A 21,712-nucleotide genomic window follows, 5' to 3' on the forward strand; every position below is an offset into this window, starting at 1 on the left:
AATTTTAATGAATTTGAAACAATAGCAATAACTCCTGTACCCAACTTCCGGGCATCTTAGCAGCATAATAAACCAATTATACTTTTAAATTTATGACTAAATATTCTGTCCTGGCCTGGTCCATGGTCGTGGCCCTTGGTGGCTTCCTGTTTGGTTTTGATACCGCAGTAATATCGGGCGCCGAAAAATCAATTCAACAATTCTGGAATTTAAATGTGTTTGAACATGGCCTCACCATTTCAATTGCATTAATCGGAACAGTGATAGGTTCCTTGCTGGGTTCAAAACCATCAGATCGTTTTGGGCGCAAAAATACGCTGTATTGTGTAGCAATAGCCTACTTACTGGCATCATTAGGAACAGCACTGGCCGACAACTGGTATATGTTTTTGATCTTCCGCTTATTAGGCGGATTAGGTGTTGGAGTATCATCAGTAACTGCTCCTATTTATATTTCTGAAATTTCGCCGGCTGATCGCCGCGGCCGTTTGGTGGGCTTGTTTCAATTCAATGTTGTTTTAGGAATTTTGATCTCCTATTTATCCAATTACCTGATAGGGCAGGGAGGAGAGACTTCATGGCGATGGATGCTGGGTGTTCAGGCCGTACCATCATTTGTATTCCTGGTATTGATCCGTTATATTCCCGAGAGCCCGAGATGGCTGATCCTTAAAAAGCAGGCGAATGAAAAAGCATTAGCAATTCTAAGAATTATCAACCCCCTTAATTGCGACCAGGAACTGATATCCATCCAAAATTCAGCGCTTGACAGCGAAGGGAAGAAACATAAAAAGGAAAGCCTGTTTTCGGGGAGATACAGTAAACCTGTAATGCTGGCCATGTCATTTGCATTTTTCAACCAGGTCTCGGGTATTAATGCCATTATTTATTACGCGCCAAGGATCTTTGAAATGGCCGGTCTGGGGACGCATTCCTCACTTCTTTCAACCGTAGGAATAGGCCTCATCAATTTTACATTCACCCTTCTGGCTATAAGCATTATTGATAAAGTGGGCCGGCGGGTACTTATGTTAATTGGTTCAATCGGGCTCATCACCTCCTTGTTTTTAGTTTCCTATACTTTTTACGCGGGCGATTTTGGCGGCTTTGCCATACCGGTTTATATCATGCTTTTCATCGCTTTTTTCGCCTTCTCGCAGGGAGCCGTTATCTGGGTATTTATATCCGAAATATTTCCAAACCAGGTAAGAGCGCAGGGGCAAACATTAGGAAGTTCAACTCATTGGATAATGGCAGCATTAATTGCTTTCAGCTTCCCATACTTCGCCGAAAAACTGGGCGGGGGAAATACATTCCTGTTTTTTGGTGTGATGATGGTAGCGCAGCTGGTTTTTGTTTGGAAGATCATGCCCGAAACAAAAGGCAAGTCGTTGGAGCAAATTGATAACAGTGTTTTGGTGATGCATTAAAAACAAACAAGATGAACAACGAAGCTAATAAAACAAAGGCAATGTGTTATGGTGAGGTACTTTGGGATGTTCTCCCTGAAGGTTCCCAACCTGGTGGGGCGCCTTTAAATGTAGCCTATCATTTAAATAAAATGGGGTTATCAACCAGTATTATAAGCAAGGTTGGGGATGACAGCAACGGAGAGCGATTGGTACGCCTGATGGATGAATGGGGGATTAATTTGCAGTTTTTACAGGTAGATACCGAGTACCCTACAAGCGAGGTCTTAGCAAAAATGAATGGCAATGAGGCCTCCTACGAAATTGTTTTTCCGGTTGCCTGGGATTTTATCGGCAAAAACAACCAGATCCAATCGGTAATAAATTCATCAACCTATTTCGTGTACGGCAGTTTGGCCTCCAGAAATGAAACCTCGAGGGATACGCTTTTCAGATTGCTTGAAACCGATGCTATAAAAGTATTTGACATTAACCTGCGGCCTCCTTTTATGGGACAGGACCTGTTGAAAGTTTTATTGGAAAAGGCCGATATCGTAAAACTTAACCAGGCCGAGCTGGAAATGGTACAGATCATTTTCAATGGCCCATTGGATAAGGAGGCAAGCCAGGTAAAATTTATCCAGGATCATTTTAATATCGGGGAAGTGATCATCACCAAGGGAGAATTCGGCGCCTCTTACTATACAAATAAAAAGGGATACCATTTATGGGGAAACGAAGTGCAGGTGCGGGATACAATAGGCAGTGGCGATTCATTCCTGGCTGCATTTATTGCCAATCACTATTTAAAAGCACAACCTAAAATAATATTAAAAAACGCAATAGCTATGGGGGCTTTTATTGCAACAAAGAAAGGAGGTTGCCCGGATTACCGGATAGAAGAATACGAAAGCTTTAAAAGCAAAATGTTTTAAATAAACCAACCAATTATACTTAAATAAAAATCAATGAGAAAATTATTACTTATTTGTTCTTTCCTTATCCTGTTGATAAGTGAAGGATACGCGCAATCCCGAATCATTACCGGGACTGTATCCGATAACTCATCTAAACCATTGGATGGAGTTACGATAGCGGTTGTTGAAACCCAAAAATCAACGGTTTCAGATGTTAATGGAAAATTCAAAATAGCTGTAGAAAACGGCCAGTCGTTAAGATTTTCTTATGTGGGTGCAAAATCAATAGTTGTTCCCATCGCTGCTGATACGAAGGTACTTAATATTGTATTTAAAGATGCGGAAAACACACTTAACGAAGTGGTTGTAACCGGTTATACTTCTGAAAGAAAGAAAGACCTGATAGGTGCGGTGTCAGTTGTTGACCTGGCCCCGGTAAAAAACAACAGTTCGGGAAATACCATGCAGGCTTTACAAGGAAGGGTTGCCGGTTTGTTTATTGAAAAAGACGGATCAGTTAACGGGGGAACCAGCAGGATTTTAATCAGGGGAGCCAATACTTTAGGCAACAACAACCCTTTGTATATTATCGATGGGATTCCTACTACCAGGCCTGAAGTATTTCAAAACCTGTCACCTGCAAATATAGCATCTGTCCAGGTACTAAAGGATGCCTCAGCCGAGTCAATTTACGGATCACGGGCCTCAAATGGCGTTATCATCGTTACTACCAAAAATGGGGGGAATACACAGGATAAGGTTCAGTTTCAGTTTAATAACAGCACATCAGTTGAATCAGAAAAGTCTTCAAGGTTCAAAATGTTAAGCGCTGTTGACAGGGGCAAGGCATTATGGCAAGCCTCTGTAAATGATGGCCAGGACCCTGCTGCCGGTTATGGCGACATCTATGCTTTTAACTGGAATAATGATTATCAAAACCCTGTTTTAAACAGCGTTACCGTGAAACCTTTTGTGGGCGGGGATCCTAATACACCTGCAGGAAATACTGACTGGCAAAGTGTATTGTATAAAACGGCAATTGCTACAAATAATGATTTAACGGCCTCCGTAGGTAATAAAAATTCATCGCTTCAAATAAATTTTGGGCATATAAGTAATAACGGGCTTGTTAAATTTACCAAATACGGGCGCACAACCGGGAGCATTAATGCAATAACACATTCTTTTAATAATAAAGCCACTTTTGGCGTTAATTTAAAAATTACCAACTCGAACGAAACCCTTACAACTAACGACCTGGGTGGCGCATCAACCCCATTTTTGGCGGTTACATTAGCTCCAACTATCCCGGTTTACCAAAAAGACGGGACTACTTATGCAGGTGAATTGGGTGCAGGTTATTCTGATAGGAACAATCCTTTGCACATGCAGGACCTCGCAAAATGGAATAACGCGAATCGTTTAAACACATTTGGAAATGTTTTTTTAGAAATTCAGCCAATTAAGAATTTGTTTTTCAAATCTAATTATGGTGCTGACAATGCGAACTATTTAAATAAGATAATTACACCAACTTTTTCGGAAGGGGCCTTAAACCGTACAACCAATAGTTTATTTTTTGATCAAAACCATTATTTAAGTACTACCTGGTCAAATACTTTAAGATATAATTATGATTTGAACGCCAATAATCATTTCAAAATATTGGTTGGTACTGAATACATCAAAACCTTTACTGATTATCAAACAACCTTAAAACAAGGGTTTGCTCTGCAAACGGAAGATTATTTCACATTAAACGCAGGAACAGGAAATACAACGGTTACAGGTACATCACTTGGGAATAGGCTGCTTTCTGAGTTTGGACGTTTGGATTACAACTACTCCAATAAATATTTAGCGTCAGTTACCGTTCGCCGCGACGGTTCTTCAAGGTTTGGTACTGATAATCAATACGGTATTTTTCCTGCCGCTTCGGCCGGGTGGAGAATTGACAGGGAAGGCTTCATGAAGAATAAAACCTTTTTCTCTGAATTAAAAGCAAGAGTTGGCGTAGGCCGGGTAGGTAACCAGGAAATTGGTGACCTGTCGCGTTTTGCCCTTTACGATACCCGGTATGGTACTACATTATCGCAGCTTGTAGGTGGATTTTGGGAACAATACATGAATATCGGAACTGCATATTCTTTGTCGGGTGCTAATACAGGAACCTTACCATCAGGTTTTGTTCAAACCCAGGCAGCAAACCCCGGACTTAAATGGGAAACTACCGATGAAATAAACGCAGGGGTAGATTTTACAATATTTAATGAGAAAATTTCCGGTTCATTCGATTATTTTTCCAGGAAAACTACAGGCATTTTGATCACTCCTCCGGTTGCGTCGGCACTAGGCGAGGGGCAAACTAAAACAGTTAACGGTGCTTCAAAAAGCAATAAGGGTTGGGAGCTTTTAGTAACCTACCATGGGCAACAAAAAGGAGATTTCAACTATAATGTAACGCTAAACTTCTCCCACTTCAGAGATAAGATCACAAATTTACCGGAGAACGTGAGGCCTGCTTACCCGGGGAATATCGACAATACAATAATTGGCCATTCGCAATTTGACATTTTTGGATATAAAACCAATGGCCTTTTCCAATCTCAGGCCGAAGTTGATGCTGCTCCCACTCAAATAGGTGCAGGGCCGGGAAGAATTCGTTATGTTGATATAAATCATGACGGCAAAATTGACGCTAACGATCAAACCTGGATCGGAACTACACTACCGGCTTTGGAGTATGGTGCAAGAATTGATTTGACTTATAAAAGGTTTGACCTATCAATATTTGGATCTGGTGTTGCCGGTAGAAAAGGATATGATCCCTATACATTTTATAACAACCTGATGCATAGCAGGGAAAATGTAGGCCCGGGCGTATTTAATGGTTGGACACCGCAGCATACCAACACAAACGTACCTGCATTAACACTTAAAGACAATAATAATGAAGGACGGACTTCTGACTATTTCATTGTAAATACTTCATACTTCAAAGTTCGGAATATTCAAGTTGGATATAACATAGAGCCTAAAGCAATCTTTACCAGGTTACGGGTATTTGCTATGGCCGAGAACGTATTTGTTTTGAAAAGCAAGCAATATTTAAGTCCCGATCCTGAAAGATTGAGTCTCGACCAGGTTCCGGTCCCCAGGATCTTCAGTTTTGGTATTAACGCATCATTTTAACAAGAAAAAATATTCGATATGAAAACGAAAATATTATTAACAACTATTTTATCGGGGCTCTTGATTTTTGGCTCCTGTAAAAAAGCATTAGACTATACTCCAAAGGGAGTGCTGTCTTCTACAGATTTAAAATCGCCAACCGCTGTTGAGGGCTTGGTAACGGCAGCTTATGCAGCTATTGGGAATGGTGATATGATAGGGCCTATATATAGCAATTGGGCTTATGGCAGCGTTCGCTCAGATGATGCTTATAAAGGTGGTGGCGGTACAGGTGACGTTGGCGAAGTTGATGCGATGGAGCATTACAACCTGGTTACGCCATCAATGGACTCATATGTTTCGCGCACCTGGAAAAATTTGTTTAAATCTATTTCAAGGGCAAATGTGGCGCTTAGAGCAGTTAATTCACTTTCAGACGCTGAATTTCCAAACAAAAAGATCCGTTTGGCCGAATTGAGATTTTTAAGAGCACATAGTTATTTTACGATGAAACGGTTATATAAAAACATCCCGATTTTTGATGAAAATGCAACTGCTGCAGATATCCTGAAGGTTTCAAATACGTTAACAAACGACGAATCATGGAATAAAATTGCCGCCGATTTTCAGTATGCTATTGACAATTTACCCGATACGCAACCAGAACTAGCCAGGGCTAATAAATTAGCTGCTGAGGCATATTTGGCAGAATTAAAATTATACCAGGCTTATGAACAGGATGATAAACACCAGGTAATAAATATTAATCAAACAAGATTACAGGAAGTGGTTACGCTTACGCAAGCAGTGATTGGTTCCGGTAAATATTCATTAAGCAATGATATTGCTGATAATTTTTTACCTGAAACTGAAAACGGGCCTGAATCAGTATTCGCGATACAATTTACAATCAATGATGGAACTACTGCCGGTCGTTTGAATTTTGAAGATGGGTTAAACTATCCACATGGTGCGCCTCAATACGGGTGCTGCGGTTTTCATGCCGCAAGTCAGAACTTGGTGAACGCCTATACAACTGATACAAACGGGTTACCTAATTTTGATACCTTTAATAATAGTATTGCAGACCTGTCAACCGCAACAGTTGATACCCGGTTAGATCATACAGTTGGCATTGACGGGCATCCGTATAAATACGATAATACAAAACCATTCAGCAACAGTTGGGTGCGCGATCCGGGTGTTTATGGTAATTTTCATACCATGCGTAACCAGCAGCTGGCTACAAGTTCATCATATTTTAAGCTTGGGCCATTTATGGGTTCGGCAAAAAACTATGATATCCTCAGGTATGACGACATTTTATTAATGCAGGCCGAAGCTTATATTGAATTAGGGCAACAGGCTAATGCGCTGCCATTAATTAATCAAATCAGGAACAGGGCTGCGGCAAGTACCGGGAGGCTTAAAAAGCTGGATGGTACTTTTGCCTCAAATTATAATGTAAAGCCATATACTTCAGCAAACTGGACCCAGGCCTACGCACGCAAAGCATTACAATGGGAGAGACGCCTTGAGTTTGCAACCGAAGGCGAACGTTTTTTTGATTTAGTGAGATGGGGAATTGCAGAAAAAACATTGAACGATTATATTAATATTGAAAAAGTAAGAAGGCCATTTTTATCTACAGCTAAATTTACTGCCGGAAGAGATGAGTACCTTCCTATTCCGCAATCAGAAATTACATTTACCAACGGTTTATATAAACAAAATCCGGGCTATTAAAATTGGTAATAAAAACAACTTGCACCCCGGTTTGGTTTACCAGGCGGGATGCCGGTTGTTTTTAAATAAGTAAATATCCCTGCCGGATAATCAAACCCATTAAAAGCTTAAATTATGAAAACTAAATGCGGCATATTAATGCTGATTGCCTTTATTACAGTAACATGTATTTGTAATGCGCAGGACCGTATACAAAAAAAATACACGGAACAATACCGCCCCCAGCTGCATTTTTCGCCAAAGGCACATTGGACAAATGACCCTAACGGGATGGTTTACTACAAGGGTGCTTACCACTTGTTCTTCCAATATTATCCTAAGGATATTATTTGGGGGCCAATGCATTGGGGGCACGCAGTAAGTAAGGACCTGGTGCATTGGAAGGAATTGCCGATTGCGCTTTATCCGGATAGTTTGGGTTATATATTTTCGGGCAGCGCGGTGGTTGATTCCAATAACACTTCGGGTTTTGGTAAAAAAGGGAAGATCCCTATGGTAGCCATATTTACGCACCATGATCCAAAAGGGGAGAAGGAGGGCAGGGATAACTTTCAGAACGAAAGTCTCGCTTATAGCCTTGATAATGGCAATACCTGGATCAAGTATAAAGGTAACCCGGTGCTGAAAAATCCCGGGATCAAAGATTTTCGCGACCCTAAAGTAATGTGGTATGCAAAGGAGAAAAAGTGGGTGATGACGCTTGCGACCCTGGACCATATTACCTTCTATTCTTCACCTAACCTAAAGGATTGGAAAAAGGAAAGTGAGTTTGGAAAAGAAATTGGCGCCCATGGCGGGGTATGGGAATGCCCGGATCTTTTTCCTTTAAAGTTGAATGGAAAAACCTATTGGATATTAATTGTGAATCTTAACCCCGGCGGGCCAAACGGAGGTTCGGCCACCCAGTACTTTACAGGTAGTTTTGACGGGAACAAGTTTACCCCTGTTGATACACAAACCCGCTGGCTTGATTACGGCCCAGATGAATATGCCGGCATTACCTGGAGCAATACCGGCAACCGCAAAATATTTTTAGGCTGGATGAGTAACTGGGAATACGCTAACCAGGTACCCACAAAAGTTTGGCGCAATGCTATGACCATTCCGCGCGAGCTGAATTTGGAGCAAACGGATAATGGCCTTTTATTAAAATCCCAACCTGTAGCTGAACTGAAAAATATCTATACTAACACTACTGAATTAAAAAATGTGCAGGTAAATAAAAACGTTAATTTATCTGCAAGGGTTAAGGGATTTGAAAGCAGGTATATGTTGAAGTTACGTTTTGATAAACTAAAAAACTACGCTGTAAGGTTATCAAACGGAAAGAACGAAGAGTTGCTGATTGGCTATGATGCAGTTAAAAATCAATATTATATTGACCGTACAAAAGCCGGCAAAATGGATTTTCAAAAAGATTTTGCAGGGCGATTTACAGCACCACGTTTAACAGCCGTAAAAGGTTCCGATATCACCCTGGTGGTTGATAAGGCATCGGTTGAGGTGTTTGCCGATGGTGGGCTAACAGTAATGACTGTTATTTATTTTCCAAATAGTGATTTTAATAATTTGGCAATAACGTCAGCAGACATGCTGAAAGTCAGTAGCCTGAAGCTAACCGGGCTGCATTCTATCTGGAAATAAAGAAAAACGGGAGATTTTACTCCGGGATTTTGATTGATTAATTAAAAGGCGCTTCAGGTGAGATGGAAGCCCTTTTTTTCTATTATTTAACCTTTTTAACCCCTTCTGTTGTCATCACTACCCGCTTTATAGTTCCATCTTTATTATAATACAAATAATCAATACACACTGAACGGTGAAAACGGCCTTCATCAGCAGCAAGGGCTCCGTTATGGTAGATAAAGTAGCTTTTACCTTTAAAATCAATTATCGCCTGGTGATTGGTATTACTGTTCCCCGCCAGCTCGTTAATTATACCTTTATAGATCCAGGGCCCCTCAATATTCCGGCTCATGGCATAGGCTATCTTTTCAGGAAACTCATAAGCATACGAAAGGTAGTACCCTCCATCTCGTTTATGGATCCACGGCGCTTCGGTATAATGAGGCAAGGTGATAGTTTTGATCGATCCGTCTAATTCAATCATGTTTTTTTTCAATTTAGCGTAATAGCAAATGCCATTTCCCCAAAATAACCAGGCCTGTCCATCGTCATCAATCATCACTGTAGGATCAATATCATCTAAGGCTTTGATCATGTCATTTGTTACCAATGCTGTACCCCTGGCATCAACAAACGGACCTGTTGGATTATCGGAAATGCCTACGCCTATTGCTTTACCAGGAATGGTGGCATGTTCTATTGCGGCGTACCAATAAAACTTTCCGTCCCGTTCAATCACCTGCGATGCCCAGGCATCATCCTTTGCCCAGCTAAACGTTTTAACATTCATCAGGATCGGCGTGGGCTCTGTCCAGGTTACCATATCGTCCGATGAAAAACAAAACCAGTTATGCATTACGTAACCATTATGCCCTGTTGGCGCTTCGTCATGGCCGGTATATAAATAACCCGTCCCTTATAAACCATTGCTGCGGGGGCGGCAGTGAAAAGAACACGACCGACACCTTTGGTCGCTTGGATATGGCATTTAACAATGCTGGTATTGCCGGTCCGTCCAGTATTTTCACAGATGAGACGGTTGAGGAATTCGATAAAGTGAATGCCATTAACCTCAAAGGCGTTTGGACCTGCATGAAACACGAAATCAAACAGATGGAAGCTCAGGGAAGCGGCGCCATTGTTAACTGCTCTTCGCTTGGTGGTCTTGTTGGGCAAGCTGGTCGTAGTGCTTACCACGGAACTAAGCATGGTGTCATTGGACTTACAAAAAGCGTCGGATTGGAATATGCATCCCGTGGGACCAGGGTGAATGCAGTTTGTCCCGGTGTAATTGACACCCCAATGTTCGCTGCCCTTGGCACTATATCACCGGCAGCAATGAAGCAAGTCATGCTCGATCAACCAATTGAAAGATTGGGCAGTCCGGAGGAAATTGCTGAGGCAGTTCCATGGCTCTGTAGTCCTGGAGCCAGCTTTGTTATCCCTACTGCTTTGCCTGTCGACGGAGGATTTATCGCTCACTAATCTAAACGTAAATTAAATTTTAATAGAAATTATATAGATAATAAAAAATTTGGGCTTATTACTGGCGCAGGGCGTGGCATGGGCGTTGAAATTACTAAGGCCGCCATAGAGGCTGGTCACAAAGTAATTGCAAGAGGTCGTAACCCAGAAAAAGTGGCTGAGGCTCTGGGATATCATTACGATATCTTCAACTGCAGGGTTGGTAGGTTATACATGTTGTTCCGCTTATGCCGCATCCAAATTTGGCGTGGATGGCTGGATGGAATCGCTGCAAACCGAGGTCGAGCAATTTGGTATCAAAACCACCATTGTCAATCCATGCTTTTTCCGTACTGAATTACTCACTGAAGAATCAACGAATTATGCAAACCACCCAATCGATGATTACAACGAAGCAAGGATGCAGGAAATGCAATTTTGGAAAGGTGCGAATGCCCAGCAGCCTGGAGATCCTGCAAAATTAGCTCAGGCGCTTATAACGATCACAAAGGAGCAAAATCCACCAAGCCGCTTTTTGGCCGGAGCAGATGCCGTTGGTACAGCCGAGCAGGTTGCGACGACGCTTCAGCAGCAGGCAATAGCATATCGCGAATTGTCTTCGTCGTTGGCTTACTAAAAAGCAAATACTACCACCCATTCAATGGTTAACTATTGAGTGGATATTTAGCATAAGACAGATGGGTGATTTTAACTCAATTGGGCAGAATGGGTAATTAGCCTAACCTGCCTATTGATCGCCACATTTCGAATTCTTCCTTCCAACGATCATTTATTACTTCATTTTGCAAGGTTGTTTAAACAAAAGTTGGGCAGGGGCCTCTTGAATACAGGTTTATGAATTAGTTTCTAACTGTTTTTTGGAATCTGAGTCCATCTGATTAAGAAGGCTTTGCAATCCTCGACCTAAAAAATTATGAGTTATATTGTAGATTTGTTACTCATTTGCACCTTAAAGTATATAATTTCCTGATAATCACACACTAAATGCTTTCTGTATCGGGGAAATAATAAACGATAAATAACAATAAACAATAATTATAAAAGCCTATTAAAATTCATGCCCTGCTTGCTTAGTAGCCAACAATGTAGTAGCTTCAGCTGTTGATAAGCACAAAATATAAATTCAGAATAAGCTTTATTTTGTAAGTCTTTCTGTTGTACATTGGATGGGTTGTTTATCCGCCACTGCTCAAACAATACGCCTAAACCGACGGAAACATTATTTATTAATAATTAAACTTGACATTTTCCAATTATGTAATTAGCTTAGGCTGCTATAAACAAATGAAAGCTAGAGACCCCTTATTACAAAAAAAAGTCAGTGCCTATACGCTTACCGAGATCCTGGTGGTGCTGGTGATCATCGGTATTTTAATATTGCTGGCGCTGCCAAACTTACTGCCACTTATTACAAAAGCCAAAAGCCTGGAGGCAAAAACACAGCTAAACCATGTGCAAACCCTGGAGCAAAGCTATTTTTATGAGCACTCAAAATATTCAAAAGATTTAACCGAGATAGGCTTTATACAGGATAAGCTGGTAACTGACGGAAAAGATGCCCGGGCAAATTACCGCATAGAAATAACCAGTGCAACCAATACAGGTTTTACCGCAAAAGCTACATCGGTGGTTGATTTTAACGGCAACGGCACCTTTAACGTCTGGGAAATTGACCAGGACAAAAGCTTACACGAAGTAACCCCGGATTAAGTGCTGCTGCTGAAACTTTTTATTGAAGCCGTTTTATTGATGATTTTCGTCCAGGACATTAAGGAAAGATCAGTTTACTGGTTCCTGTTCCCGGTATTGACATTGTTGTTTCTGGGACTACAGTTATTGCAGGGTCATGCATTTGCGGAGATGGGGCAATCAGTAATTGTTAATATTGGGTTTCTTGTGTTTCAATTTTTAATTGTATCAGTATATTTTTCAGTGAAGAGTAAAAAATGGACAAACATAACGGCAGGGCTATTGGGCTGGGGGGATGTATTGTTCCTGCTAACGCTTTGCTTTTACCTATCAGTGTTGAATTTTTTATTTTTTTACATAACCAGTTTAATCCTGGTGCTGATCATATGGTTGGTCTGGCAATTCTTGGCAAAAGAAATAAACAAACAGGTGCCGCTGGCCGGCCTGCAGGCATTGGTGTTCGCAGTTTTTTCGGGTGCCTGCTGGTGGATCTGGCCATTAAATTTAACAAATGATAACTGGCTGCTGAAAGTGATTTACAAATGAGTGTGATGGAGGAAATAACGCTTTTAACAGAAAATATCCATTGGCTGACCAAGGATCAGGCATGGCATTACAAGGTTTTGCCAAAGCATAAGGCCAGTGATCATTACCTGCTTTATTGCGAGGAATCAGTTGATAAAGATATATTATCTGCGGAACTGGAAATGCTGCTTAACCAGGATGTACGGCTTGAACCGCTACCGGCAACCCAAGTGGCCAGGTTGCTTTCAAAATATTACATAAAAGATAACGCTGCACAGGGATCGTCACAGCTCCAAATAAATAATGCCGATGATTTTCTGGTGAATTTGATAAGGGAAGCAAAAGGGCTTAAAAGCAGCGATATTCATATAGAAAGCTATGAAAATAAATGCCGGGTAAGGATCCGTATTGACGGGATGATGGTGGAGCGGTATTTGTTAAAGCGGGATGAATACCCGGCGCTGATCAACAAAATAAAAATATACGCCAACCTTGATATTGCTGAAAAACGGCTGCCGCAGGATGGCCGTATCAATTTTAAACAGCAGGATCAGCAATTTGATATCCGGGTATCCGTACTGCCAACCCTTTTTGGCGAAAAGGTTGTTTTAAGGTTGCTCAACAGCGATGCTACAGATATCGACCTGAACAGCCTTGGTTTTTCTAAATTCGACCTGGACAATTATTTGCAGGGTGTTAAAAAACCAAACGGCATTTTACTCATCAGCGGCCCGACAGGCAGCGGTAAAACAACCACGCTGTACGCCACGCTCAAATTGTTAAATAAAGAGACCCGGAATATACTAACCATTGAAGACCCGGTTGAATATACGCTAGAAGGAATTAACCAGGTTCAGTTAAAAGAATCAATAGGGTTAAATTTTGCGGCTGCGTTAAGGACATTCCTAAGGCAGGATCCTGATGTGATAATGGTTGGAGAAATAAGGGATACTGAAACCGCCAACATGGCTATCCGGGCAGCGCTGACAGGTCACCTGGTATTATCTACTATTCACACTAATTCCGCCTGGGGCACAGTATCCAGGTTATCTGACATGGGGGTTCCACCGTTTTTAGTGGCTAATACACTAAATACAACGGCAGCGCAACGGCTGATCCGTTTATTGTGCCCGCATTGTAAAAGAAGTGAAAAATTCAGCAATGATCTGTATCCTAAGCAATTTAAACCCTATAAGATTGTTACTGAGCACTATAAAGCTCATGGTTGTGAACAATGCTATTACACCGGTTATAAAGGCCGTAAGGCTGTTTATGAAGTAATACCAATTGACCAGGAACTTGCCCTGCAAATAAAGAATGGAAATATGTATATTCAAAGCCTCTTACAGGAAAGAGGAATCCAAACGCTGGCCGAAAATGCATTTAATATATTTTTTGAAGGGGGTACATCAATAGATGAAATTTATCCTTTATTGTTTAACTATTGAACCCCAACTGAATGCATAAAAAATTTACTTTGCCGGTGTTTATTCTGCTGTTTCTTATCTGCCCGTTTAAAATTATGGCGCAGCAGAATGGTCGTATCCAGGCTATCCAAAAAAAGCTGGACAGCCTTTCGAGAAGTGTTCCGGGCCTGAATCAAAAGGTGCAGCTTTTTCTTAATGGCTCCTTGCAACAATACCTGATGGGGATCTCAAGCGCCAATGGCTTAAGCATTAGTGTTGATCCCAAACTGAGTTTTCCGGTTAATGATAATTTTACGGATGTAACCGCAACAAATATTTTAGTGTTCCTGGCGCAAAAATATAACCTGGATATTGCGATAACAGGCTCTATCATTTACATTACACCATACATTGATCCTGCCCAATTTGCAAAGCCGCCCGTAAAGGAAATAATTGCAAGCTATAACCATGCGGAAAATACATTATCCTTAACGTTAGATAATGACAGCCTCACCAGCGTTGCCCGGAAAATTACGCAGATATCCGGCAAAAATGTCGTTGTGCCCAATTCACTTCAAAGTAAAAGGGTAAGCGCTTTTATCGCAGCAGCGCCTTTTGAAACGGCTATAGATAAGCTCGCGTTTTCAAACGAGATAAAGATGGTGAAAACCAACGATAATTTTTACCTTTTTCAGCCGCTTGGAGAAAACGAAGAATTATATATTAATGGCGACAAGAACACATCTGTAAGGCGAACCTTTAAACCTGCAAATTCAAATACAGGAAGTAATGGCTCAACCGGCGTTTTTAGCAAAATGGTAAACGGGCAGAAACTAATTTCTGCCGATGCTGTTAATTCGCCTATTATAAACCTTGTAAAACAGGCATCCCAGGAACTTGGAATTAATTATTCTATCTATTCTGACATCAAGGGAACAATAGATATTCATGTAAACGATGTTTCTTATGATCAGTTTTTAACCCTTTTGTTTAAAGGCACCGATTATACCTTCCAGGAAGAAGACGGTATTTACCTCATAGGAGATCGTAAGATTGAGGGGCTTCGGACGTTCAAATCTATCCACTTGCAAAACAGGGCCATTGATACCGTGGTAGCCATGATTCCTGCCGAATGGAAAAAAGGAATTGAAATAAAAGAGTTCAGGGAGCAGAATACCTTGTTATTATCCGGTTCGAGTGCGCAGATCCGCGAAATAGAAAACTTTGTTAAACAGCTTGATGTGCTGGTGCCGGTGGTGTTGATAGAGGTCACGATGATTGATTTTCGAAAAAGCAGGTCGATCGCCACCGGGATATCAGCAGGTGTAGCAGACAGCATAAAAACAGGAGGGACAGTGTTACCGGGGGTAGATTTTACCTTCAGTGCCACTTCAGTCAATAGCTTTTTAAGTAGTATAAGTAAATTTACTTCTGTTAACCTGGGACATGTGGTTCCTAACTTTTATGTAAGGCTGCAGGCGCTGGAAACCAATAATAACGTTGATATCCGGTCGGTTCCAAAGCTAACAACTATGAACGGGCATACCGCAACTTTAAGCATAGGGAGTAAGCTGTATTACAAAAATACCACTCAGAATCTTTATCCTTCGGCAACAACAAGCGCCTCGGTTTTCACAAACGTGTATACTCCTGTTGAGGCAAATTTATCGGTTGATATTAAACCGCTCGTTTCCGGCGATGATCAGGTAACCCTTGGTATAAAAGTAAATATTTCAGATTTTACCTCTGTGCCTACAGATGGTTCTCCGCCCCCTCAGTCCATCAGTAAATTTGAGACCAGCTTACGGGTACATAGCGAAGACACCATTTTACTTGGTGGCATTGAACGAACAGAAAATGATAGCGGCGGCTCGGGATTTCCCATATTATCAAGAATCCCTATCCTAAAATGGATCTTTGGCAGCAGAACCAAATCATCTTCCAAGGTAGTGACTGTGCTGTTTATCAAATCAACCATTATGCGTTGACCTATGAATATGCTGCAGCAATATTATGGTATTAACGAAGCAACGGGCATCAGTATAACCATTGGAAAAGATGGGAATTATATTGTTAATGTATGTGCTGTAAGTATTCAAAATGATCAGCTTTCTTTCCAAAAGAAATTATTGGATATTACTGACATTAATGAACTAAAAAAGCTTTTACCTGTTAAATCATATGTTTCGCTTAATTTATATGGGAAAGGTATTCTGCAAAAACAAATAGAAAAAACAGAAGAAATCAATCAGCATAACTTCAGCCAAATACTTCCCAACGCTAATATTGAAGACTTTTACGTTCAGAATTTTATTTCCGGTAATAAATCTTTTGTTTCAGTTGTCCGTAAAGCCGAGGCGGATAAGTGGATCAGCCAGTTAAAGGAATTGGGATTTATTGCACTGATGCTTGGTCTTGGGCCTTTTCCTGTTCAAAATGTTACCGCTCAGTTAAATGTTTATGGCAACGATGTAATATTTGACGGGCATATTATACACAGGAATGAGGAGTCTGAATGGATCTCAGTTAAGTACCATGAAAATACGACATCTGAATTCCCATTAAAGATTGAATCGGAAAGTATTAGTGAAAAATTATTAATTGCCTATGCATCCGCATTTCAATTGGTTCTATCAGCAAAGATCGATGGCGTGCAGGCAGAAGTTCCAGGTTTAAATGAGGAACTAAAAAAGGTACTGGAAGAAAAAAAACTGAAAGTTTATGGCTTTCTTACACTCGCCATATTTTTTATCTTATTACTGGTCAACTTCTTTTTGTTTTCAGGGCTAAATTCGTCAAACGCTAAACTAACTGAACAGGTAAGTCGTACGGCCCAAAGCTCAAGCGGGATACAGCAAATTAACGACCAGGTGCAGCAAAAAGATTCATTATTGAAAACACTGGGATGGGAGGGGAATATTAACAAAGCCTCACTCATTGATCAGATTGCATCCCTGTTGCCTGAGGAAATTACCTGGAAGGAAGCTGCTGTTGATCCTGTTGATATGTCAGCAAGCCGGATCCAAAAATCAATTGTATTTTATACCCGTAAAATTCGGATAACAGGCAATTCTGAAAAGATAATCCCTGTTAATGAGTGGATAGCAAGAATTAAAACAAAGGCATGGGTAAAAAATGTACAGCTTGATAGTTATACATTTAATAGCGAACAGAACACAGGGCAGTTTACTATATTAATTGATTATTGAGATGCTGAAACAATTACCTGTTAAAAAAGAATACCTGTTTATCGCATCAGTAATAATCTTGTTGCTGATAAGCTACCAGCTTGCATTTAAAAAAACACTTGAAGCCTGGCAGATCAATAAGCAATTAAAAACTCAGATTGCACAAGCCTCAGACCTAAGCATTCAGCCGGCATACCTCGAAAGGAAAAATAATAACCTTAGTAAGATCATTAGTACTTATAAAACAGATACCATTACATTTAGAAGCAATATTATAAATACCATTTCAATAATTGCCGAAAAAGAGCATGTAAAGCTGAGCGAAGTTCCGCTGGCTGATCCGCTTTTTCATAATGATAAATTCATTATTCAGAAATTGAGTTTTGAGGGTGATTTTTTTGCTTTGACTAAAGTGCTTAATCAATTGCAGGCAGCAAAAGGTGTTGGGGTGGTGCGTTCAATATCCTATAAATCAATAGCGTTAAATTCAAAGAACGATGATGTTAAAAAAATAGTTATGGGGATTTATTTTGAGATATTGAAATAACTATTAATTCAATATGTTGATTATGAATGATATATGCAGAGGTAGGTGTTATAAATTAATGAAAGACGAATTTTCTTTTAATATTTAGCTAAATAACTTTTGAAATAAATAAGTTTTTGTTTATCATTGTTACTGAAGGAGTTACCCCACCCTGAAAAATTAAAATTTTACCTAACTATCGCAAAATGCAACAAAAATTAATAAGTAATTCTTCCTGAAAAAGATACTTAACTGAAAAACCTCACTTCTTAGTTAGCTTTACTTTATCTTAAAATTTTAGCAGTCTGACATTCGGATTGTTGTGGATTTTTTTTGCCTCAAAGTTTGACATAGATAGTGTGGTTTTTCAACTGAATCACTTATTTCAGCTTATATCAATAATTGATCAACGCCTTTAAAATTTATCACAAATTACTCCCTCATTATATGATAAAGAAGATCATATCCACTTGTTCTCTTGTATTGTTTTTTAGTGTATTTAATGTTTATTCTCAGCAAAAAGCTAAGAGTTTAAATGCGCTTTCTCCAAACAGTGTAACTCCTCCCACTTCAGGGCAAAATTCTATTAATACGCCATCATTAACAACGGTTTTGTCAGCTGCACCCAATGCATTTGAGCTCACCAGGTATAGTGGTTTGCCTGTCAATATGTCCGCAGGTTCAGTTAATGCCAAAATTCCCTTAGGTGATGTTAAGTCTGGCAAGGTTGATGTTCCGATCCTTCTTTCGTATAATTCAGGTAATGGTATTTTGCTTGATCAGGCGGGATCCCGAACAGGCATGAACTGGACGCTTGAAGCCGGTGGGGTTATTACCAGAACCGTTAATGGTAACCCGGATGAGCTTTCAACCTGGTTGAAACCGACTGCAAATATTAATGATGGTAGCCAGGCTTCATTTGACTACCTTAATAATTCTGTTGGCAACATCAGCAATGATACCCAGGTTGATATCTTCAGTTTTAATTTTAATGGATATTCCGGCCAGTTTTATTTGGATACAAATTCTACAGGTAACAGAACGAAAGCTGTACTGATTGATGCTAAAAACTTGAAAATAGAAACTAATTTTCATAATGAGTTTGCAGGAAGCGACTGGACGATAAGGATTACTGACCCGCAAGGCACTAAATATTACTTTGGAGGAAGCCTGGCAACAGAAACATCCAAAACGTCATCATATGGATGTGGTAAGAATTTTCTTAGCCCGTGGGCCACGGCATGGTATTTAAAAGCTATTCAGCATTACACAGGAGAATACGTGTGGTTTGATTACAAACCGGTTTCGTTTGACTATTTTACCAGTGTTTCTCAAACCATTATCAGAACCCCGGGTACAGGGGCAGGTTATGCCTGTGGTTCAGCATGTCCTATCCGTACAGAGGACCAAACATGTATGAGCTTATTAACCAGCACAGGTGTTATATTAAAATCTATAAGCTCGAGATTTGAAAGGGTCAATTTTAAATATACTTCCAGGAATGATCTTATTGGTGATTCATTGTTAACATCGGTTGAGTTCCTTAGTAAAGGATTAGTTGATACTACACAATTTACTACTTTAAATAACTATACTTTAGCATATACGGTCGCAAATAATTCTACGTATTTTAATTATTATTCAAATAGCAGTATTTTAAGTTATAGGCCGTTTTTAACATCTGTTGCACGGAATGCGCCCGGAATGCCAACGCAAACTCACCAAATGAATTATTATAACATCAATAGCCTGGCCTCACGCTTGTCCTTTGCGCAAGATTACTGGGGCTATTTTAACGGGGCTAACAACAATAATTTTATACCAACAAGTAATAATCCACAGATTTCTCCGGTTTTTCCATCGGCAACAGCAGACAGGGAACCGAATGGTAGTTTTGCCTATTACGGATTGCTTAGTAAAATAACTTATCCTACAAAAGGGTCAGACAGTTTGCAATATGAACCAAATACAATTTACGAAACACGCAGCCAGTACTCAAGTACATTTGTAAACAAAACAGCAACCGGAACTGGTGACAATGGTGAAGTGGATACTACGTTTCCCTTTAATATTTATGCTGAACAAAATATAACCCTGAACATGTCATGCCCTTATAGCGGCACCGGATTAAATGACCTGAGGCGTCAACACCTGATTGTGACTATTCTCAATTCTAGCGGCACCGAAATATACAACCAGCTTACCCCCGTCGACTCGGTAAACAGCCGGGTAATTGATCTGCCTGTAGGTAATTACACTTTAAAGCTTGCTGCTTATGGGGCGGCAGCGGCTGGAAGTACAACAATGTTTTATAGAATAGCCCTACCACCAGTAACAGCAAACTACCAGGTTGGTGGTGTAAGGTTGTTGAGGAATATATCAACACCACTAACCGGTACTGCACTTGTTAAAAAATATGTTTACGCTGCCCTCACATCCCAAACACAATCTTCCGGCAGGATAAGGTATCATTCTGACCCTTCTGATTATTATAGCATGCTTACTGACGGAAGTGCCTGTGCTGACCTCTCAATTAAACAATGTACTTATTTTATCGCATATTCAACGCCACTGCATTCTTTACGTTACTATTCAGGTGGCCATGTTTGGTATTCAAACGTAATAGAATTACAAGGTGACCAATGGGCAAACGGTGGCATTGAGCACCAATATCAGTTTGTATCGCCGGGATCGGATGCATTGTTGATCAAGGGAAGATATATTCCCGGGGTGCCGTTAACAGGTTCCGGTTTCCCAATGGGCTTAGAAACTTTAAAACAGACCTTCGTTACAACGGGTGGGACAGACGGTAATTATACCTATAAATTTATTAACAAGGTAGCAACGCATTATGTGACAGATGTTCGCCGTACACAATTCGCGGATAACTACACGATCAGAAAAGACTGGGGCATAACAGAATGGGGCACCCCTCCGTTAGCCACACAATTTGACCCTTTCGATGTGGCTCTTTATAGTTATACCGCTCAATGGATCTATCCTGATACGGTTACCACTACTAATTATGACCTGGCAGGCAATAATCCTGTAAAAAGTATACAGTATGATGTATATAACAATGCCACTAACCTGATGGTTAGTGAAAAACATACCATAGGCAGTGATGGTATTGACCAGAAAATGGTTTATAAATACCCGCACGAAATGGTGGCTGCCGGTAACACTACCCCATACCAGGCCATGATTAATGACAATGTTGTTGAGCCGGTGGTAGAGCAAACTTATTATAAAAATAATGTACTGTTAGAAGGACTAATGAACAATTATGGAGATTTTGGTAACCACGTTTATGAACCATCAACCATACAAACAAAAACAACAGGCAGTTATGAAAATCGAATAAGCTTTGCTAATTACAATATAAACGGCGGAATTTTAGCACAATCAAAATCTTCAGGAACCCCAACAAGTTACATTTGGGGATACAATAACCTGTTTCCTGTAGCTGAAATTAAAAATGCAGACATTACATCCATCGCCTACACTTCTTTCGAGGCTGATGTTACCGGTAATTGGACCATACCATCAGCAACAAGGGATGCTACTAAGGCAATTACAGGCAGTCAATCATATATATTAAGTAATGGCAGCATAAGTAAAAGTGGATTGACCGCAGCAAAAACATATGTAGTATCATACTGGACATTGAACAGTACGCCATATACCATTACAGGTACAATAACAGGTTATCCGTTAAAAGGGGCAACCAATAATGGTTGGACCTATTATGAACATCGCGTTACAGGGCAAACAACTATTACCATATCGGGAGCAGGAAATATTGATGAATTGCGGTTATATCCTATAGGTGCACAAATAACTACCCGAACTTACAACCCATCAATTGGCATAACCAGCAATATTGATGCGAAGGGAGAGGTAAGTTATTATGAGTATGACAACTTCCAGCGATTGATGAATATAAAGGACAAAGATGGCAATATCATCAAACGCATGGATTATCATTACCAGGGGAACTAACCGCATAACGAAACCTAACCAC

The 21,712-nt window shown here is 40.3% G+C and carries 15 protein-coding genes; 14 read left to right on the top strand and 1 reads right to left on the bottom strand.

What is annotated here, in order from left to right; translation table 11 throughout:
- Positions 1-92 precede the first annotated feature (92 nt).
- The 5 genes from BUE31_RS01955 (at position 93) to BUE31_RS01975 (ending at position 8,887) form a co-directional block, all read left to right on the top strand.
- Positions 93-1,430 carry a sugar porter family MFS transporter gene (locus tag BUE31_RS01955; protein ID WP_073399732.1) on the top strand — a complete coding sequence of 446 codons (1,338 nt, stop codon included), beginning with the start codon at positions 93-95 and terminating at the stop codon, positions 1,428-1,430.
- 11 nt (positions 1,431-1,441) lie between these two features.
- Complete coding sequence (locus BUE31_RS01960) at positions 1,442-2,344, top strand: carbohydrate kinase family protein (protein ID WP_073399734.1); 903 nt, start codon at positions 1,442-1,444, stop codon at positions 2,342-2,344.
- Between the two features lie 33 nt (positions 2,345-2,377).
- Positions 2,378-5,518 (top strand): SusC/RagA family TonB-linked outer membrane protein, encoded by a 3,141-nt coding sequence (locus tag BUE31_RS01965; RefSeq protein WP_073399736.1) that lies wholly within the window; start codon positions 2,378-2,380, stop codon positions 5,516-5,518.
- 18 nt (positions 5,519-5,536) lie between these two features.
- Positions 5,537-7,243 carry a RagB/SusD family nutrient uptake outer membrane protein gene (locus BUE31_RS01970; RefSeq protein WP_073399738.1) on the top strand — a complete coding sequence of 569 codons (1,707 nt, stop codon included), beginning with the start codon at positions 5,537-5,539 and terminating at the stop codon, positions 7,241-7,243.
- 114 nt (positions 7,244-7,357) lie between these two features.
- Positions 7,358-8,887 (top strand): glycoside hydrolase family 32 protein, encoded by a 1,530-nt coding sequence (locus tag BUE31_RS01975; RefSeq protein WP_073399740.1) that lies wholly within the window; start codon positions 7,358-7,360, stop codon positions 8,885-8,887.
- An 82-nt stretch (positions 8,888-8,969) separates the two neighbouring features.
- On the opposite strand, the gene BUE31_RS01980 is transcribed toward BUE31_RS01975, so the two are convergent.
- Positions 8,970-9,725 (bottom strand): glycoside hydrolase family 43 protein, encoded by a 756-nt coding sequence (locus BUE31_RS01980; protein ID WP_073399742.1) that lies wholly within the window; start codon positions 9,723-9,725, stop codon positions 8,970-8,972.
- On the opposite strand from BUE31_RS01980, the gene BUE31_RS01985 reads away from it, so the two are divergent.
- The 9 genes from BUE31_RS01985 (at position 9,701) to BUE31_RS02025 (ending at position 21,690) form a co-directional block, all read left to right on the top strand.
- Entirely contained in the window at positions 9,701-10,354 is a 654-nt protein-coding gene (locus tag BUE31_RS01985) for an SDR family oxidoreductase (RefSeq protein WP_083619251.1), read from the top strand. The two genes, BUE31_RS01980 and BUE31_RS01985, sit on opposite strands and share 25 nt — an antisense overlap.
- A gap of 127 nt (positions 10,355-10,481) precedes the next feature.
- Positions 10,482-10,970 (top strand): SDR family NAD(P)-dependent oxidoreductase, encoded by a 489-nt coding sequence (locus tag BUE31_RS01990; protein WP_200801848.1) that lies wholly within the window; start codon positions 10,482-10,484, stop codon positions 10,968-10,970.
- A gap of 668 nt (positions 10,971-11,638) precedes the next feature.
- Positions 11,639-12,064, top strand: coding sequence for a type IV pilin protein (locus BUE31_RS01995; protein WP_073399746.1), 426 nt, complete (start codon positions 11,639-11,641; stop codon positions 12,062-12,064).
- 236 nt (positions 12,065-12,300) lie between these two features.
- Positions 12,301-12,558, top strand: coding sequence for a hypothetical protein (locus tag BUE31_RS30915; RefSeq protein WP_159440623.1), 258 nt, complete (start codon positions 12,301-12,303; stop codon positions 12,556-12,558).
- 27 nt (positions 12,559-12,585) lie between these two features.
- On the top strand, positions 12,586-14,016 hold the full coding sequence (locus BUE31_RS02005) for a GspE/PulE family protein (RefSeq protein ID WP_073399750.1): 1,431 nt from the start codon (positions 12,586-12,588) through the stop codon (positions 14,014-14,016).
- Positions 14,017-14,090: 74 nt separating this feature from the next.
- Positions 14,091-15,962 carry a secretin and TonB N-terminal domain-containing protein gene (locus tag BUE31_RS02010; protein ID WP_234997732.1) on the top strand — a complete coding sequence of 624 codons (1,872 nt, stop codon included), beginning with the start codon at positions 14,091-14,093 and terminating at the stop codon, positions 15,960-15,962.
- Between the two features lie 9 nt (positions 15,963-15,971).
- The gene (locus tag BUE31_RS02015) at positions 15,972-17,183 is read left to right on the top strand and encodes a hypothetical protein (RefSeq protein WP_234997733.1); all 1,212 of its coding nucleotides are present in this window, start codon (positions 15,972-15,974) and stop codon (positions 17,181-17,183) included.
- Between the two features lies 1 nt (position 17,184).
- Positions 17,185-17,709, top strand: coding sequence for a hypothetical protein (locus tag BUE31_RS02020; protein WP_073399756.1), 525 nt, complete (start codon positions 17,185-17,187; stop codon positions 17,707-17,709).
- A gap of 426 nt (positions 17,710-18,135) precedes the next feature.
- The gene (locus tag BUE31_RS02025) at positions 18,136-21,690 is read left to right on the top strand and encodes an RHS repeat domain-containing protein (RefSeq protein WP_143167010.1); all 3,555 of its coding nucleotides are present in this window, start codon (positions 18,136-18,138) and stop codon (positions 21,688-21,690) included.
- The last annotated feature ends 22 nt before the right edge of the window (positions 21,691-21,712 follow it).

Origin of the sequence: Mucilaginibacter sp. OK098, from assembly GCF_900142915.1 — a bacterium.
Taxonomy (GTDB): Bacteria; Bacteroidota; Bacteroidia; order Sphingobacteriales; family Sphingobacteriaceae; genus Mucilaginibacter.

What these genes read in the sequence shown, in the direction of transcription:
- BUE31_RS01980 (WP_073399742.1), bottom strand. Translation starts at nt 9,725, where the DNA reads ATGCATAACTGGTTTTGTTTTTCATCGGACGATATGGTAACCTGGACA.
- BUE31_RS01955 (WP_073399732.1), top strand. Translation starts at nt 93, where the DNA reads ATGACTAAATATTCTGTCCTGGCCTGGTCCATGGTCGTGGCCCTTGGT.
- BUE31_RS01970 (WP_073399738.1), top strand. Translation starts at nt 5,537, where the DNA reads ATGAAAACGAAAATATTATTAACAACTATTTTATCGGGGCTCTTGATT.
- BUE31_RS01960 (WP_073399734.1), top strand. Translation starts at nt 1,442, where the DNA reads ATGAACAACGAAGCTAATAAAACAAAGGCAATGTGTTATGGTGAGGTA.
- BUE31_RS01975 (WP_073399740.1), top strand. Translation starts at nt 7,358, where the DNA reads ATGAAAACTAAATGCGGCATATTAATGCTGATTGCCTTTATTACAGTA.
- BUE31_RS02025 (WP_143167010.1), top strand. Translation starts at nt 18,136, where the DNA reads ATGATAAAGAAGATCATATCCACTTGTTCTCTTGTATTGTTTTTTAGT.
- BUE31_RS01965 (WP_073399736.1), top strand. Translation starts at nt 2,378, where the DNA reads ATGAGAAAATTATTACTTATTTGTTCTTTCCTTATCCTGTTGATAAGT.
- BUE31_RS02005 (WP_073399750.1), top strand. Translation starts at nt 12,586, where the DNA reads ATGAGTGTGATGGAGGAAATAACGCTTTTAACAGAAAATATCCATTGG.
- BUE31_RS02010 (WP_234997732.1), top strand. Translation starts at nt 14,091, where the DNA reads ATGGCGCAGCAGAATGGTCGTATCCAGGCTATCCAAAAAAAGCTGGAC.
- BUE31_RS01985 (WP_083619251.1), top strand. Translation starts at nt 9,701, where the DNA reads ATGAAAAACAAAACCAGTTATGCATTACGTAACCATTATGCCCTGTTG.
- BUE31_RS01995 (WP_073399746.1), top strand. Translation starts at nt 11,639, where the DNA reads ATGAAAGCTAGAGACCCCTTATTACAAAAAAAAGTCAGTGCCTATACG.
- BUE31_RS02015 (WP_234997733.1), top strand. Translation starts at nt 15,972, where the DNA reads ATGCTGCAGCAATATTATGGTATTAACGAAGCAACGGGCATCAGTATA.
- BUE31_RS02020 (WP_073399756.1), top strand. Translation starts at nt 17,185, where the DNA reads ATGCTGAAACAATTACCTGTTAAAAAAGAATACCTGTTTATCGCATCA.
- BUE31_RS30915 (WP_159440623.1), top strand. Translation starts at nt 12,301, where the DNA reads ATGGACAAACATAACGGCAGGGCTATTGGGCTGGGGGGATGTATTGTT.